The following is a 14901-nucleotide window of genomic DNA, read 5'->3' on the forward strand; positions in this document are numbered from 1 at the left end:
TCCATTGATGCGGCCTGCAGATCAGCAGACACGAACCGCAAGGTGACCGTCATGCCCCAGAAAAACGTGGCTTGACACGGCCGTATGCCTTTGTTAATCGAGTAATGGCGACGCCGAGGGAGAAATGGTGAGGCCCGCGACATCCTGCGTGGTCTGATCGCAGGTCTCACTGACCCGCCTGACGCTCTCGACCGGAATCCGGTCAGAGGCGGCGTACCCGCGCAGCTGTCCCATGGCCGAGCAGAAGGTAAATCACTGCGGGCAGACCGTAATTGAGGAAAACCCGGAGGCCTTCCGTCTCCATGGTGAAGATGTCCTGGGACCAGCCGGCGAGCCAGTCCGCCATACCGTGCACGAAGCCGACGAAGACGTTTGCCTGGTTGGCGTCGAGCAGGTAGAGCAGGATCCACAGGCCGAGAAAGCCTGCGGCGATGTCCGCGATCGTGTGGATGACCAACGCTGCCCGGTTTGCTCCGGCGCCATCCCTATTACGCCCATGGGCGTCCCGACTTTGGTCATAGGGGTGATAGTTGTCGTTTGCGGGCATGGATTCAGGAGGATTGTTCATGCCTTGTCTAATAGCCCCGCCCCAGGGTATGAAACCTCTCGTAAACCTGCGATCTCATATCGGTTTCCGATTTCCGAGTATCGCTCGGATCTATGCCGACATCGCGGCGTCCATTCGGAACGAAAATGGGTTCCGTCGGCGAGACGGAAACGCACTCAGCCCCGACGTGTACGACAGGCGGGCATTCGGTCTTGAGATCTGCTGGCCGTTTCAGGCGCCATCCTCCGCGATCGCCCAGGCCGGGGGGACGAATGATTCCTGTCGGTGCCGCTTCGGGCGCATCATGCTGCTGCTGTCGGATGAGCCGTTGGCGAGTCCCGTTCGCGGCTGGCGATGCCCGTTCGAGTACTGCGTCGTGTCGTCGCTGCTGCGGACGCCGACGCGCGGTGCGCTCGGCATGGACAGTGGACCAGGGTGCCACGGCCGCGAGTCGGCGAAGCCTGAGGCCGCCGGGGCAAGCTGGGACACCTGCTGATGGGATATACCGAGCAGCCGGCAGGCATCGCTCTGGCTTACACGCAAGTCCTCGATCAGGGTGCGAGCGGCATCCGAGACGGTCTGCTGCTCGGCAGCGTCGGCCGCGGCGCGATGCGTTCGCGCTTCCTGCACGGACCGCAGAAGTGATTGGAATTCCGGAACCACCAGCTCCACGGCGATGGTGTCAGGTCGAATGCCAAGTGCTTCGACGATGGCGCCGCGTGCCATGTCCTCGGCCTCATCGAGGGTGCGGCACTGGGTGTGAATGTCGAGTTGCGGAACATCGATGGCCCACCACCGGCCGATTCTGTGTAGCCGGGCTTCGTAGACAGTGCTCACAGGACTCGGCCTCCTAGATGTCTCGGCAGTGAGATTCGGCTGTCTCACTGGTGCGTGTGCCCGGGTGGGCAGGCCGGGGTCTGCCTCACGCGTGGATCCGTGAGAGTCAGCCGAGGCATACAACGAGCAGGCACAACTGCGTCGGCGATGCCGGCTCGTCCCCCGGCGTGGTCGGCAGCAGGGTCACAGTCGAGGGGCCTGCGGCGCCGCGGCGTTCGGTGGAAGAGGGCGGCGTGGTCTCCGGGGCCGGGGTGGAGGGTTTGGCATTGGCGTCGGCATTGGCGATGGAGTTGCCAACCTCCGTTCCCGTGGCCGGCTCGGGTGTCCACGGCTTTGCGCTCGGGGGCGCGGAGCGTTGGGCAGTGGCGGCGGATCCGGCCTGCCGGTTCGTCGTCGCGGTGGGAGGCGTGGTGGTGGCGGTGTCCTGCCGGCGACCGGTTGTCGTGGGTGGCCGAGTGCTGGAATCCCGCGAAACCGGGGCGTCGGGCTGGTGTGAGGACGAGTCGGGGGTCCCCGTCCGGGGTGAGGGCGAGGTCACCGGCTCCGGCGGTGAGGCCATGTGTGCCTGGCTGGTGGACGGCCTGGTGGTCTGCAGCGCGGCAACGGTCAGGCCGCCACCGACAATGGCGACTGCCGCTGCGGCCACGGCCCGGCGCCGGTGCTTCTTCCAACGCGCCAGTTGCCGACGCCGAGCCGCTCGGCCCCGCGTGTTGGGGGCGTTGCCTTCGAAGCCGCTGGACGGATCGGTGTCCGATGCATCGGCCATCGTGTCTTCGGATGCGCCACTACCGAAAGGTGCGGCGGCGGGGTGATGAGGGCCGGCGTGGGACCTGGGCGCCGTAACCTCATCCGCGTGCCATGCCTCCCGAGTCGTCGCGGCAGAGGCGACCGCGCCTTGGAGATGACGGGCAGGCGGGGCAATGTCCGGAGCGTATGCGCCGCACCCTGGGCACATGAGAGCCCCGTTGAGATGGCGGCGGCACGAGGAGCAGTAGTCCATCTGCGATCTTTCTGTGCTGACTGCGCCGCCAGGGGCGCCGGCGACCTCTTGTAGTTCGCACGCGGGATCGAGCGGGCAGTAACGCTAGTGGCGCCCCCCGAAGGTCGTGCGCAGCCCTTGTGACGCTGCTGCGAAGATTTACCGGCGGTGGTATCCCGTACTCCCGGACATGTCGTCACGAATGCCGGGATGAGAGGCCGGGATCGCGGCCGCGATCCGCATTCGCTGAAGTAGGGCTGCCGGTCCGACGGTCCAGGCTGCGCTGGGTCAGTGCCCCGACGACGGGGTGGTTCAGTGCCTTGGTCCCCCACGTTTTGTGGGCGACCTCGTGGGCCGCCCACCAACTGCGGAAGTCCGGGTCTTTTACGGACAGCCCGCCGACCAGGGCCCGGCCATCGTCCTGGGGCGGCACATGGACGTTCTGGCCTGGAATCCGCCGGCCGCCGCCCTCATTACGGACTTCGACGCGTTCCCCCAGCCCGAACGCAACAATTAACGGCTCGCTTTCCTCGACCGGGATGTGGCGGTCTCTTCGCCGACTGGGAGGACCACTGCCCGCAGCCGTCGGCGAGTTGGTCCAGCAGTCGTTGCAGCTGTGGGCGGACACGCTGGACCGTCCGCCGCCGGGCGCGTCCTCCGCGCTTCGTGGTCGGCCCGCAGACGTAGGAGATCTGGTCCTCGTCCAGGTGAAGGGCGCGGGGTGAAGGGCGCGGGCCGGACGGCCACCACTCGCCGTTTCGACGGCTACAACTACTTCGCCGAGAACCCCGATCAGACGCCCGACTGGTTCAGCGCCTGACGGCTGGGAAGGTCAGGCGTCAGGCGTCGTCAGGCGACCGAGTGAGCCGAGCGGGGCAGGCGACGCTATGCCGGTGTCTCGCTTTGGCCGCGAAACGCTGCGGTGGGGGACGCGGAGCTGCGGTGGCGAGGGGCGGCTTGGCGGGGAGGCCGGGTCAGGGTGATCTGGCGGACGAGTTGCTGGAAGCATGCCAGGGCGGCGAGTGAAGGAAGCGCGGCCGCTGCCACGTCGACGGGGCTCCGGGGGGCCTGCGCCACACAGAGCAGCATGGCGACGGTGGAGAAGAGCAGTACGACGGACCAGGAGTGCGCCGCGCGGCGCTGGTGGAGAGCGGCGCGCAGGATGGACAGTGACGCGACCAGCCAAGGCCCGTAGACGAGCAGGGGCCACCAGTGGACGACACCGTGGGCAGTGCGAGGTTCGGCGATGTGGCGCAGGGGCTCATACGTGACCATGCCGCCGAAGACGCTCACCATGGAGACGATGGCGGCGGCGAGCGCAGCGAGGAAGAAACTCGCCGTCTGCAGCGGGCTGACCGCAGGCCTCCGCGACGGGGCGCGACGCCGGTGCCCGGGGGACGAGGGACGCGGAGCCGGAACTTCTGCCTTGACCTCTGCCAAGCCTTCGAGGTGGGCGTCGATCGCTGCCGTGACAGTAGGTTCGCCGGAGACGGCGTATTGAGAGGCAGCGTATTCGGGAGCAGCGTATTCAGGTGTGGCGTATTCGGGGGCAGCGTATTCAGGAGCGGCGTATTCGGGGGCAACGTATGAGGGGGTGATGCTCTCCTCGGTATGGATGGCCTCTTGCAGGAGGTACGCCAGTTCCTCTGATGGGTCCCAGGACACGTCCAAAGACTCAAGCGGGGGAAGGGGCTGATCATTGACTGCGACGGGAGGGTATCCGTCATCCGAGCCCGCCCAGGCGGCAGAGGGGGCCGAATAGGGCGGCGTGCCAACGCGGCTGTGCCGGCCACGCGTCTCATGCATGAATGCCCTTCCCAGCCCGCTCACCGCCGTGCGCGGCGGACGGTTCTGCGCCGCGCGAAAGACGGACGAACTCGGCCTGAATCTGTCCCATCGCCGCCATAAACGCCTCGAAAATTGAGGACGAGTACCGCAATTCGATGTGCAGGTTCTTATGACGCAGGGTGGCGTTCGTCTTTGGGACGCGGAGAGCGGAGGACGGCGTAAAGGTCCACTCCCCGACCCGAACGGCGTGAGTGTCGAGGTGAGGGCTGGAACTGGGCAGGCGGCCCGCGGGCGGGCAAGGGGCCTGTGCTGGCGTCATGTTCCACCCAACGTTTCGGGCGTTCGCCAGGATGCGCGGCAACCGAGTGACGGATTCTATGCATATGGACGATTTATGCAAGGCGGTTTATCGGTTCTGCGCGACCATCGGCCATGAGGCCCGTCCCGTTCGTTCAAGTGGTGCGGGATCACGTGTGCCCCGGGCAGGTCAGGCTGCCCGGGGCACACGGTTCATGGGGGGCTGGGCCGTCCGGTGTCGACGGGCGGACGGCCCTCGCCGGCTGGGTCAGCGGTGGTTGTGGCCGCGGCCCCACGACTCGGCGTCGACGGTGCGACCGCGGTCGTCGCGCAGGGTCGCGGTGTCGGTGCGGTCCCACACGTAGTTGCGGCGGCCCTGGTAGAGGTCGGTGCGGGTGTCGCGCCCGGCGCCGGTGTGGATGCGGACGGTGGCCCGGCCGGCGAGTCGGACGTCGTCGAAGCGGTAGCGGTTGCCGTCCGAGTCGCGCAGGGTCCAGCCGTCCAGGTCCACGCCGCGGCGGCTGTTGTTGGTGATCTCGACCCACTCGGCGTTCAGGGACCGGTTGCTGCCGTTGTCGCGTCCGCGGCTGTGGGCCTGCACGTCGCTGATCTCGACCCGGGACTGCTCGTGGCGACGGTCGCGGTAGCGGTCGTCGTCGTGGGCGGAGGCCGGCAGGGCGACGGCGGAGAGGACGGCGCCGGCCGCGACAGCGGTCGCGGCGATACGGCGGGCGGTGCGAGAAGTAGACATAGGTGACGTCTCCTCAAGAACGGTGCTCCACAGGCCGACGGAGCGGGTGGAGCGATGCGGGTTCCCGGCCGTGCTGGCCGAGGGCTCAAACTCTGGAGCGTCGCCGGGCCGACGGGCGCGCCAACCGGCGCGCGTTACCTTTTTCGGACATTTCCGTAACAGGCGCCTGTATCGGTCATGCATATGCGGTGGGCGTGGCCCTGACATTCATTGACCGCTGCACCGATCCGTTCAATGGTCAACGGCAAGCCCTTGCGGGCTCCGACGAACCGCCGGGTGCGGCGGACAGAAAGTCATCCGGGTGGCGGACAGGACCGCTGTAACGATCCTTCTGCACGTTTCCTCGCACACGCGATGCGGTGTCGTACGGGCGGACGGGAACGGGGTCCTGTTGTGACGGCGATGCACGGGGGGGCACCAGCTCCTGCGGCTGAAGTTCAGTGCCCGGCGTCAGGGACCGGACGATCAGCTCTGGCCTGGATATGGCACGAGATGCTTAGCGCGGTCTAGACAAAAAAGAAGCTCCGGGCCGCTGGCCTGGGGCTTTCTGCTGGAGCGGGTGACGGGAATCGAACCCGCGCTCTGGGCTTGGAAAGCACGGGCTGCTTGGCGCTGAAATGTCGTCTGGCCTGCGACAATTGAGGGAAGCGGGGTGCGTGGGGGCGTGGCGCTGTGACCGTGGTTGACCGCTGATCGTCCTGCGGTCCGAGTACAGGGCGTCGAGGTCGAAGCAGGCTTCGATGCTTGGATCCAGAGTGGCCGACTCTCGAGGGTTGGGGCACAAGTGCCAAGCCGTTACCTCATGAGAGCTTGACCCCCGTACTTGGGGACAGTTCGACGCGGTCTGCGCCTGCGCTGACGACCTGGATGCCGCCACCGTCGCATCCCTTGAACACCCGGATCGCCTCTGCAAGCGATGCCAATGCGCTGGCACCTCCCGAAGCGGCGCACTGGCCAACACGCGCGCTCCGGCTGTGCGCTCCTGCACTTCATCGGAGGCAGGACACGCTGATGACAGTCGGCCACGGGGGCGGGTAGCGTCGCGGAGCGTTACCGCTTGGTCGCAGCCCTCTCAACGCTTGCTCTCCTCCGCTTCGCCCACCGCTTATGCCCTGTCGTCGGCGGAGGGACATGCCGGCAAGCGGGGGTGGGACACGCCAAGAGGGGAGGCAGGGGGGAGCTCAAGCAAGCATTTCAGGGCTGGGCATCCGCGGATTTTCAGTTGGAGGGGTTATGGGGCTTGCTGAGTTGCCGTATGAGCAGCGTAGGTTGCTTGCGATTGAACACGACGGGGCGTTGTCTGATAATGAGCGACAGGCAATGGCCACGACGGCCCAAGCCAGGCACTTAGGCGCGAGTCCGATCGAGCAAATCGTATTCGGCGGAGCGGCGGTACTGTTTGCCGGCATTGCTGACAGTCGTAAAAAGGATCGACTTCGTTCGCTAGGTCTTACGCCCACCAACGTGCTGGAGGTGGCTCAGGAATTCAATTTTCCCGATGGCCATCCGATTGCGCATGCGAGGTCCTCGATGACCTCCTTGGCGGCCTTCAGCATGGCGCGTTGGAGCTCGTCCGCGACGTCGCGGTTCAGGTCGACGGCGGCTTCCGCGTACTCGCGCAGGATGGTGGCGATGTTGTCGGCCGTGTCCTTCAGTACGGCCAGGACGGGCCCGCTGCCCGTGGGGACGCGGGGCGTGCCCGGGCCGGAGTTGGCGGTCTGCCCCCACTGGTAGCCGTGCCGCTGCTGTCCCCACGCCGTCCCTCCCCACAGGGCGCTGCAGAAGGTCCGCATGGCGGCTTCCCAGTCGGCCTGCTGGTGGTTGGTGATGGTGCCGACGGCCTGGGTGAGCTGGTCCGCCCCCATCGACGCGACGATGGAGACGTTCATCCAGCTGTGGCACAGGAAGTTGAGGTAGTGCTGCTGCGGGAAGGGGTGGACGTCCGCCACCCTTCCGATCCGGAACACGTTCTTGCACAGCGGCTGGAGGACGTCCCGGACGATCTCGGGGATGCCTTCCATCAGGCCGCGCAGGATGTCGTCGCCGCCGTCGTCGTCGCCCCACTCGATGTCGGGTATCGAGTCGAACTTCGGTGCCTTGTCGATGACCGCGGGCCGCGGGCGCTGCTCGGCCGTCTTCCCTGGCTTGGGGTGGGCCGCCGCGTCCGCCTTGGTGTAGGCGTTGGCCGTCTCGGTGAACCCGACGGCGACGCCGCCGACGCTGAGCACGGACCGGCCCCAGACCTCCAGCCAGCGGTCGCCGATCTTCTTGTACGCCTGGGCGAACTTCTGGGCCTCGGTGCCGGCCCCTCCGGCGTCGGGGTACTTGCCCAGCTCCTCCAGGAGCTTGCTGGCACCGCGCACCAGGAAGTCCTGCTGCGCGGCGACCCGGCCGGAGACCGACCAGAGGTCGCTCGGCTGGGTCTGTCGATCAGAGGTGGGAGCCGTGGAGGCCGAGACGACGACGAAGGCCCAGGTCGCCGACCTGGGCCTTCGTGGAAGAGCGGGTGACGGGAATCGAACCCGCGCTCTGAGCTTGGGAAGCTCATGTTCTACCATTAAACTACACCCGCGCAGCGGGCCCTTGATCTGCACCCGCATCGTCGCACACTGTACCCCATGCCCGGCTCCCGGTGTATTTGCCGCGGGGCCGTTTCGCTGTTCCGGGAGAGGGATACGGGTGCGGGTGGCGGGAGTTGAGGCGTACCTTGGGTGGCCGGTGTGCCGCCTGGAGCGCCATCTTGTTCATCCCCTAATGTGGCGATTCGTCGCTTGATGGTTGTTGGGGAAAGGGACTCGATGGAGCGCACCGTCGTCCGTTGTGCCGAAGGGCACGTTTTCAGCACCGCCTCGTTCCCGATGCAACAGCTCGGGGAGGGCCGCATCGGGCCCGGGCGCCTCATCCGGTGTCCGCGTTGTGCCCGGTTGCGGCAGGCGGTTCCGGTCGTGCTGGAGAAGCGCTAGCCGGACGCGCGGGACTGTCGTTGCAGGCCGGAATTGCGGCAGTCCCGCGCGCTCTGCGTATCCTCAGGGCGTGCTTCTCTCAGACAAGGACATCCGGGCCGAGATCGACGCCGGGCGCGTGCGCGTCGAACCGTACGACGAGTCGATGGTGCAGCCCTCGAGCATCGACGTGCGGCTCGACCGCTACTTCCGGGTGTTCGAGAACCACCGCTATCCGCATATCGATCCTGCGGTGGAGCAGGCGGACCTGACGAGACTGGTCGAGCCCGAGGGGGACGAGGCGTTCATCCTGCACCCCGGTGAGTTCGTGCTCGCCTCGACGTACGAGGTCGTCTCCCTGCCCGACGACCTCGCGAGCAGGCTGGAGGGCAAGAGCTCGCTGGGGCGGCTGGGGCTCGTGACGCATTCGACCGCGGGCTTCATCGACCCCGGGTTCTCCGGGCACGTGACTCTTGAGCTGTCGAACCTCGCGACACTGCCGATCAAGCTCTGGCCCGGGATGAAGATCGGGCAGCTGTGCATGTTCCGGCTCAGCTCGCCGGCCGAGCACCCGTACGGGAGCGAGCGCTACGGGTCCCGCTATCAGGGGCAGCGGGGGCCGACCGCCTCGCGGTCCTTCCTCAACTTCCATCGGACTCAGGTGTAGGGGCCGGCATGAGCGACGTACGAGAGAACCTGACGTACGAGGGGTTCGGGTCCGCCATCCGCGAGCTCGCCCAGACCATCGCCGACGACGGGTACGAGCCGGACATCGTGCTGAGCATCGCGCGTGGCGGGGTGTTCGTGGCCGGGGGCCTGGCGTACGCGCTGGACTGCAAGAACATCCATCTCGTGAACGTCGAGTTCTACACCGGTGTGGGGACCACGCTGGAGATGCCGGTCATGCTCTCGCCGGTGCCGAACGTCATCGACTTCTCCGAGAAGAAGGTGCTCATCGCCGATGACGTCGCCGATACCGGGAAGACGCTGAAGCTCGTGCACGACTTCTGCCTCGGGACGGTCGCGGAGGTGCGCAGCGCCGTGATCTACGAGAAGTCGCACTCGCTGGTGAAGTGCGAGTACGTCTGGAAGCGCACCGACGAGTGGATCAACTTCCCGTGGAGTGTCCAGCCTCCTGTCGTCCGCCGCGAGGGACAGGTTCTCGACGCGTAAACCGTGAACAAGGTCGTCGAAGAAGGGCCCCGGCTGTGGCAGCCGGGGCCCTCGTGTTTGCTGTTTCCGTGCGGCTGGAGAGCTAGATCGTGCCGAGCTTGATGATCGAAAGCAGCGCGATCAGCTGGATCGCCGACGCGCCCAGCGCCTTCGGCCACGGGAGATCGTGCGACTTGCTCACCATCGACGTGAACAGGGCACCGGCCGCGAGCCAGGTCACCCAGCCCAGCACCTGGACCAGGGTGTTCTCGCCGCCGAGGAAGATCGCGAAGAGCAGTCGGGGCGCATCCGTGATGGACATGATCAGCATGGAGAGGCCGACGGTGGGCTGCCACGCGCCGTCGCCGCCGAGCTGGCGGGCCAGAGTGTGCGTGACGCCGCCCAGGATCAGACCGCAGATGACGAACCCGACGCCGGCAGAGAGGACGATCGGGATGGCGTTGGACAGTGTCGCGTTGATCGCCTCCTCGCGGCCGTCGTCGAGGCCGAAGACCGCGAGCAGGCCGTAGAGGAACGTGACGATCAGCGCCGGGCCCCACACCGCGTGGTCACGCATCTGCCAGAAGGTCGCCGCCGGGCGCAGCACGATGCCGCTCAGCAGCTGCTTCCAGTGCAGGCGCGGCCCGGCGGGGGGCGCCGAGGTCTGCCCGGCGCGGTAGGTGGAGCCGTCGGTGTACGGGTCCTCGTTGATGCTGAAGGCCCGCGTGTGGCCGGGGTTGTTGGCGTACGGGTCCCCGTGCTGCTGCTGGTACGGGTCGCCGAAGTACTCCGGCTCGCCGTGTCGCTGCTGCCGCTGCTGCTGACCGCCTGCGTACCCGCCGCCGGTCTGCGGCCACTGCTGCTGCGGTGCGCCGCCGCCGTACGGGGGCGGCGCGCCCTGGCCGCCGTACGGCGGCGGAGGTGCCTGCTGCCCGTACCGCTGCTGCTGCGGGGGTTGTTGTTGCGGGGTGCGGTTGTCCCGGCCGCGTCCGATCCTGAATCCAGCCACGCATTCGAACGTACCTGGTCCCGGCGGGGCCCGGTGCCGCCTGCCGGAACACGCCGGGGTTTGCTGCCGACCTGTGACATCCCCTAGGGGGAGCCCGGAGAGGCCCGTACGGCACCACTCGTACGGCAGAACGGCACTACTCGTCCGGCGGAACGGCGCCATCCGTACGACAGAACGGCCGGTCCTGCCCCCGAGGCAGGTCCGGCCGTTCTGTCTGAGTCCGTCGTTCGTGCTACCGGCTCACTTCACCGGTGCCGACTCGGGATCCGGCTGCGGGTCCGGCTGCGGGTCCGGCTCCGGCGTCCCCTCCGGCTTCTCGGAGCCGGCCGGGTCCACCGGTGTCCGCACCGAGTCGAGCAGCAGCTGCGCGACATCCACGACCTGGAGCGATTCCTTCGCCTCGCCGTCGTTCTTCTTGCCGTTGACCGAGTCGGTCAGCATGACCAGGCAGAACGGGCAGGCGGTGGAGACGATGTCCGGGTTGAGGGACAGCGCCTCGTCCACGCGCTCGGTGTTGATGCGCTTGCCGATGCGCTCTTCCATCCACATCCGGGCGCCGCCGGCGCCGCAGCAGAAGCCGCGCTCCTTGTGGCGGTGCATCTCCTGCTGACGCAGACCGGGGACGGCCGACATGATCTCGCGCGGGGGCGTGTAAACCTTGTTGTGGCGGCCCAGGTAGCAGGGGTCGTGGTACGTGATGAGGCCCTCGACCGGGGTCACCGGGATCAGCTTGCCCTCGTCGATCAGGTGCTGGAGCAGCTGGGTGTGGTGGATGACCTCGTACTCGCCGCCGAGCTGCGGGTACTCGTTCGCGATGGTGTTGAAGCAGTGCGGGCAGGTCGCGACGATCTTCTTCGACGACTTCGGCTTCTTCGTCTCAGGGTCGTCGTCGTCCTCGCCGAAGGCCATGTTCAGCATGGCCACGTTCTCCTGGCCGAGCTGCTGGAAGAGCGGCTCGTTGCCGAGGCGGCGGGGCGAGTCGCCCGTGCACTTCTCGTCGCCGCCCATGATCGCGAACTTGACGCCCGCGATGTGCAGCAGTTCCGCGAAGGCCTTGGTGGTCTTCTTGGCGCGGTCCTCCAGGGCCCCGGCGCAGCCGACCCAGTACAGGTAGTCGACCTCGGACAGGTCCTCGACGTCCTTGCCGACGATCGGGACCTCGAAGTCGACCTCCTTGGTCCACTCCACCCGCTGCTTCTTGGCAAGCCCCCAGGGGTTGCCCTTCTTCTCCAGGTTCTTGAGCATCGTCCCGGCCTCGGACGGGAACGCGCTCTCGATCATCACCTGGTAGCGGCGCATGTCGACGATGTGGTCGATGTGCTCGATGTCGACCGGGCACTGCTCGACGCAGGCACCGCAGGTGGTGCAGGACCACAGCACGTCCGGGTCGATGACGCCGTTCTCCTCGAGCGTCCCGATCAGCGGGCGCTCGGCCTCGGCGAGTGCCGCCGCGGGTACATCCTTCAGGGCCTCGGCCGAAGCCTTCTCCTCGCCCTCCATGGTCTTGCCGCCGCCGGCCAGCAGGTACGGGGCCTTGGCGTGCGCGTGGTCGCGCAGCGACATGATCAGAAGCTTGGGGGAGAGGGGCTTTCCGGTGTTCCAGGCGGGGCACTGCGACTGGCAGCGGCCGCACTCCGTACACGTGGAGAAGTCGAGAATGCCCTTCCAGGAGAACTGCTCGACCTGGGACACGCCGAAGACGTCGTCCTCGCCCGGGTCCTCGAAGTCGATCTCCTTGCCACCGCTCGTCATCGGCTGAAGCGCGCCGAGCGCGGTGGAGCCGTCGGCGTTCCGCTTGAACCAGATGTTCGGGAAGCCGAGGAAGCGGTGCCAGGCGACACCCATGTTGGTGTTGAGCGAGACCGTGATCATCCAGATCAGCGAGGTGCCGATCTTGATCATCGCGGTGAGGTAGATCAGCGTCTGGAGGGTGGGGACGCTCAGTCCCTCGAAGGCCATGACGAGCGGATACGAGACGAAGTATGCGGCCTCGTAGCTCTCGACATGGTGGATCGCGCCCTCCAGGCCGCGCAGCGCCAAGATCGCCAGACCGATGGTGAGGATGACGTACTCGACGAAGTACGCCTGCCAGGCCTTGGAGCCCGCGAACCGCGACTTGCGGCCGGCCCGTGAGGGCAGGCTGAGCAGCCGGATCACCATCAGGATGACGATGCCCACCACGGTCATCAGGCCGATGAACTCGATGTACATCTCGAACGGCAGGAAGCCGCCGATGACCGGCAGCACCCAGTCGGCCTGGAAAAGCTGCCCGTACGCCTGTGCGAGCGTCGGCGGCAGTGTCAGGAAGCCGATCGCGACGAACCAGTGCGCGAAGCCGACGATGCCCCACCGGTTCATCCGGGTGTGGCCGAGGAACTCCTTGGCCAGGGTGATCGTGCGCTGCTTGGGGTTGTCGGTGCGGCTGCCCGCCGGCACCGGCTGGCCGAGCTTGACGAACCGGTAGATCTGCGCGACGGCTCGGGCGATGAGCGCAACGCCGACCACGGTCAGGACCAGCGACACGATGATCGCGGCGAGTTGCATGGTGGCTCCTCGGGCCTGCGAGGGAGGGTGGGTATCCAGCGATTACTAAGCGGTAACTTAATCAGTCCGTGCTGAGATTACCCACTTATGCCGCCGCACTGTAGCCGCGCACGCGGTGATCTGCGTCGCTCAGGCAACCCTGAGTCGGCTGCGGCGCGGCCGGAGGGCGGCGGGGACCGTACGGACGAGGATGGCGAGATCCATCCCGAGCCAATGGTGCTCGATGTAGTGCAGGTCCAGCAGCGGCATCTCCTCCCACGGGAGATCGGAGCGCGCCCCCACTTGCCACAGGCCGGTGATTCCGGGGCGTACCTCCAGCCGGTGCGTGGTGTTGGCCGGGTCCTCGGCGGGCAGCGGCCGCGGGCCGACCAGTGACATCTCGCCCCGTAACACGTTGACCAGCTGCGGAAGTTCGTCGAGGGCGTACCGGTCGAGCAGCCGCCCGAGTGCGTTCGGGGCGATCCGGAACTTCAGGGTCTCGAACGGGCGGCCGTGCAGTCCGGCCGCCGGGTACCGGACGAAAGGGGGGCCGGCCCAAGTGGCGACGGCGGCGGCGGTGAGGAGGATCAGCAGCGGCGCCAGGAGGGGCAGCAGCACCAGGCTGCCCGCCAGATCGAGCGCCCGCTTGGCTTTCATGTGCCGCACCTTTCCCTGGGCCCGTGGCTCCCGCGCCCCGGCCGACCCCGTGCCTCGGCGCTTTCGGGTGTGTCTCCCCGGCGCCTTCGGGCGCGTCCCGCGTTCCTCCGTCCGGGTTCTTTCCCGACATTGCCCGACTTGATGCGAAACTTCCGGGTGCGACGCGCAGGCCAGGGCCTCTCCGGGTACGTCCGCTGCCTGGGCGGGGCGCGTATGAGCCAGATAAAGGCCAGAGAGTTGAGTCGACTGCGCTCAGGTCCGTTGACTCATCCGGCTCCGTCATGCATCCTTGAGCCTGTTCCACTCAAGTCAGCTGGAGGAATTGAAATGGCACGTGCGGTCGGCATCGACCTGGGCACGACTAACTCCGTCGTCAGCGTTCTCGAAGGCGGCGAGCCCACCGTCATCACCAACGCCGAGGGCGCCAGGACCACGCCGTCCGTCGTCGCCTTCGCCAAGAACGGCGAGGTGCTCGTCGGCGAGGTCGCGAAGCGCCAGGCGGTCACCAACGTCGACAGGACCATCCGGTCGGTCAAGCGCCACATGGGCACCGACTGGAAGATCAACCTGGACGGCAAGGACTTCAACCCGCAGCAGATGAGTGCCTTCATCCTGCAGAAGCTGAAGCGTGACGCCGAGGCCTACCTGGGTGAGAAGGTCGTCGACGCGGTCATCACCGTCCCGGCGTACTTCAACGACTCGGAGCGCCAGGCCACCAAGGAGGCCGGCGAGATCGCGGGCCTCAACGTCCTGCGCATCGTCAATGAGCCGACGGCCGCCGCTCTTGCCTACGGGCTCGAGAAGGACGACCAGACCATTCTGGTGTTCGACCTCGGTGGCGGCACCTTCGACGTCTCGCTGCTCGAGATCGGCGACGGCGTCGTCGAGGTGAAGGCCACGAACGGTGACAACCACCTCGGTGGTGACGACTGGGACCAGCGTGTCGTCGACTACCTGGTGAAGCAGTTCGCCGGCGGCCACGGCGTGGACCTGTCCAAGGACAAGATGGCTCTCCAGCGTCTCCGCGAGGCCGCGGAGAAGGCGAAGATCGAGCTGTCGTCCTCGACCGAGACCACGATCAACCTGCCTTACATCACGGCGTCCGCCGAGGGCCCGCTGCACCTGGACGAGAAGCTCACGCGCGCTCAGTTCCAGCAGCTCACCGCGGACCTGCTCGACCGCTGCAAGACCCCGTTCCACAACGTCATCAAGGACGCCGGCATCCAGCTGTCCGAGATCGACCACGTGGTCCTGGTCGGCGGCTCGACCCGTATGCCGGCCGTCGCCGAGCTCGTCAGGGAGCTGACCGGCGGTCAGGACGCCAACAAGGGTGTCAACCCGGACGAGGTCGTCGCCATCGGCGCCGCCCTCCAGGCCGGTGTGCTCAAGGGCGAGGTCAAGGACGTCCTGCTGCTCGAC

The 14901-nt window shown here is 67.1% G+C and carries 13 protein-coding genes, 1 tRNA gene and 2 pseudogenes; 5 read left to right on the plus strand and 11 right to left on the minus strand.

Annotated features, from left to right (window positions below; all coding sequences use genetic code 11):
* Positions 1–202: 202 nt before the first annotated feature.
* From AB0M62_RS06850 to AB0M62_RS06865, 4 genes and pseudogenes are all read right to left on the minus strand, one after another.
* The gene (locus AB0M62_RS06850) at positions 203–568 is read right to left on the minus strand and encodes a hypothetical protein (protein WP_366073042.1); all 366 of its coding nucleotides are present in this window, start codon (positions 566–568) and stop codon (positions 203–205) included.
* 210 nt (positions 569–778) lie between these two features.
* The gene (locus AB0M62_RS06855; RefSeq protein ID WP_366073043.1) at positions 779–1384 is read right to left on the minus strand and encodes a hypothetical protein; all 606 of its coding nucleotides are present in this window, start codon (positions 1382–1384) and stop codon (positions 779–781) included.
* A 106-nt stretch (positions 1385–1490) separates the two neighbouring features.
* Positions 1491–2150 (minus strand): hypothetical protein, encoded by a 660-nt coding sequence (locus tag AB0M62_RS06860; protein WP_366073044.1) that lies wholly within the window; start codon positions 2148–2150, stop codon positions 1491–1493.
* A gap of 484 nt (positions 2151–2634) precedes the next feature.
* A pseudogene (locus AB0M62_RS06865) lies at positions 2635–2775 on the minus strand (hypothetical protein); the annotation flags it as partial.
* Between AB0M62_RS06865 and AB0M62_RS06870 the strand changes: the two are divergent.
* Positions 2773–2877, plus strand: a pseudogene (locus AB0M62_RS06870) (transcriptional regulator); the annotation flags it as partial. The pseudogenes AB0M62_RS06865 and AB0M62_RS06870 overlap by 3 nt on opposite strands.
* 371 nt (positions 2878–3248) lie before the next feature.
* Here the strand turns inward: AB0M62_RS06870 and AB0M62_RS06875 are convergent.
* The 4 genes from AB0M62_RS06875 to AB0M62_RS06890 all read right to left on the minus strand — a co-directional run bounded on the left by AB0M62_RS06875 (position 3249) and on the right by AB0M62_RS06890 (position 7771).
* Positions 3249–4034 (minus strand): DUF2637 domain-containing protein, encoded by a 786-nt coding sequence (locus tag AB0M62_RS06875; RefSeq protein WP_366073045.1) that lies wholly within the window; start codon positions 4032–4034, stop codon positions 3249–3251.
* A gap of 682 nt (positions 4035–4716) precedes the next feature.
* A complete protein-coding gene (locus AB0M62_RS06880) occupies positions 4717–5199 on the minus strand; it encodes a lamin tail domain-containing protein (protein WP_366073046.1) in 483 nt (160 codons plus the stop codon).
* Between the two features lie 1478 nt (positions 5200–6677).
* Positions 6678–7562, minus strand: a complete 885-nt coding sequence (locus AB0M62_RS06885; RefSeq protein ID WP_366073047.1) for a hypothetical protein — start codon at positions 7560–7562, stop codon at positions 6678–6680.
* A gap of 138 nt (positions 7563–7700) precedes the next feature.
* Positions 7701–7771: transfer RNA gene (locus AB0M62_RS06890), tRNA-Gly, on the minus strand.
* 202 nt (positions 7772–7973) lie between these two features.
* On the opposite strand from AB0M62_RS06890, the gene AB0M62_RS06895 reads away from it, so the two are divergent.
* The 3 genes from AB0M62_RS06895 to AB0M62_RS06905 all read left to right on the plus strand — a co-directional run bounded on the left by AB0M62_RS06895 (position 7974) and on the right by AB0M62_RS06905 (position 9314).
* Positions 7974–8162 (plus strand): hypothetical protein, encoded by a 189-nt coding sequence (locus tag AB0M62_RS06895; RefSeq protein ID WP_366073048.1) that lies wholly within the window; start codon positions 7974–7976, stop codon positions 8160–8162.
* A 70-nt stretch (positions 8163–8232) separates the two neighbouring features.
* Positions 8233–8808, plus strand: coding sequence for a dCTP deaminase (dcd, locus tag AB0M62_RS06900; protein WP_254375295.1), 576 nt, complete (start codon positions 8233–8235; stop codon positions 8806–8808).
* 8 nt (positions 8809–8816) lie between these two features.
* Positions 8817–9314, plus strand: coding sequence for a phosphoribosyltransferase (locus AB0M62_RS06905; RefSeq protein ID WP_366073049.1), 498 nt, complete (start codon positions 8817–8819; stop codon positions 9312–9314).
* Between the two features lie 82 nt (positions 9315–9396).
* On the opposite strand, the gene AB0M62_RS06910 is transcribed toward AB0M62_RS06905, so the two are convergent.
* From AB0M62_RS06910 to AB0M62_RS06920, 3 genes are all read right to left on the minus strand, one after another.
* Entirely contained in the window at positions 9397–10302 is a 906-nt protein-coding gene (locus AB0M62_RS06910; RefSeq protein WP_366073050.1) for a Yip1 family protein, read from the minus strand.
* A gap of 240 nt (positions 10303–10542) precedes the next feature.
* A complete protein-coding gene (locus AB0M62_RS06915; protein ID WP_366073051.1) occupies positions 10543–12846 on the minus strand; it encodes a (Fe-S)-binding protein in 2304 nt (767 codons plus the stop codon).
* A 129-nt stretch (positions 12847–12975) separates the two neighbouring features.
* On the minus strand, positions 12976–13482 hold the full coding sequence (locus AB0M62_RS06920) for a sugar transferase (RefSeq protein ID WP_366073052.1): 507 nt from the start codon (positions 13480–13482) through the stop codon (positions 12976–12978).
* Positions 13483–13809: 327 nt separating this feature from the next.
* On the opposite strand from AB0M62_RS06920, the gene AB0M62_RS06925 reads away from it, so the two are divergent.
* The coding region (locus AB0M62_RS06925; RefSeq protein ID WP_366073053.1) for an Hsp70 family protein at positions 13810–14901 on the plus strand (1092 nt) is incomplete at its 3' end.

This window comes from Streptomyces sp. NPDC051219 (assembly GCF_040682335.1).
Lineage (GTDB): Bacteria > Actinomycetota > Actinomycetes > Streptomycetales > Streptomycetaceae > Streptomyces.

Bases quoted from the DNA above. Each gene is read 5' to 3' on its own strand.
- AB0M62_RS06880 (WP_366073046.1), bottom strand. From the start codon at position 5,199: ATGTCTACTTCTCGCACCGCCCGCCGTATCGCCGCGACCGCTGTCGCG.
- AB0M62_RS06860 (WP_366073044.1), bottom strand. From the start codon at position 2,150: ATGGCCGATGCATCGGACACCGATCCGTCCAGCGGCTTCGAAGGCAAC.
- AB0M62_RS06920 (WP_366073052.1), bottom strand. From the start codon at position 13,482: ATGAAAGCCAAGCGGGCGCTCGATCTGGCGGGCAGCCTGGTGCTGCTG.
- AB0M62_RS06905 (WP_366073049.1), top strand. From the start codon at position 8,817: ATGAGCGACGTACGAGAGAACCTGACGTACGAGGGGTTCGGGTCCGCC.
- AB0M62_RS06895 (WP_366073048.1), top strand. From the start codon at position 7,974: ATGGTTGTTGGGGAAAGGGACTCGATGGAGCGCACCGTCGTCCGTTGT.
- AB0M62_RS06850 (WP_366073042.1), bottom strand. From the start codon at position 568: ATGAACAATCCTCCTGAATCCATGCCCGCAAACGACAACTATCACCCC.
- AB0M62_RS06915 (WP_366073051.1), bottom strand. From the start codon at position 12,846: ATGCAACTCGCCGCGATCATCGTGTCGCTGGTCCTGACCGTGGTCGGC.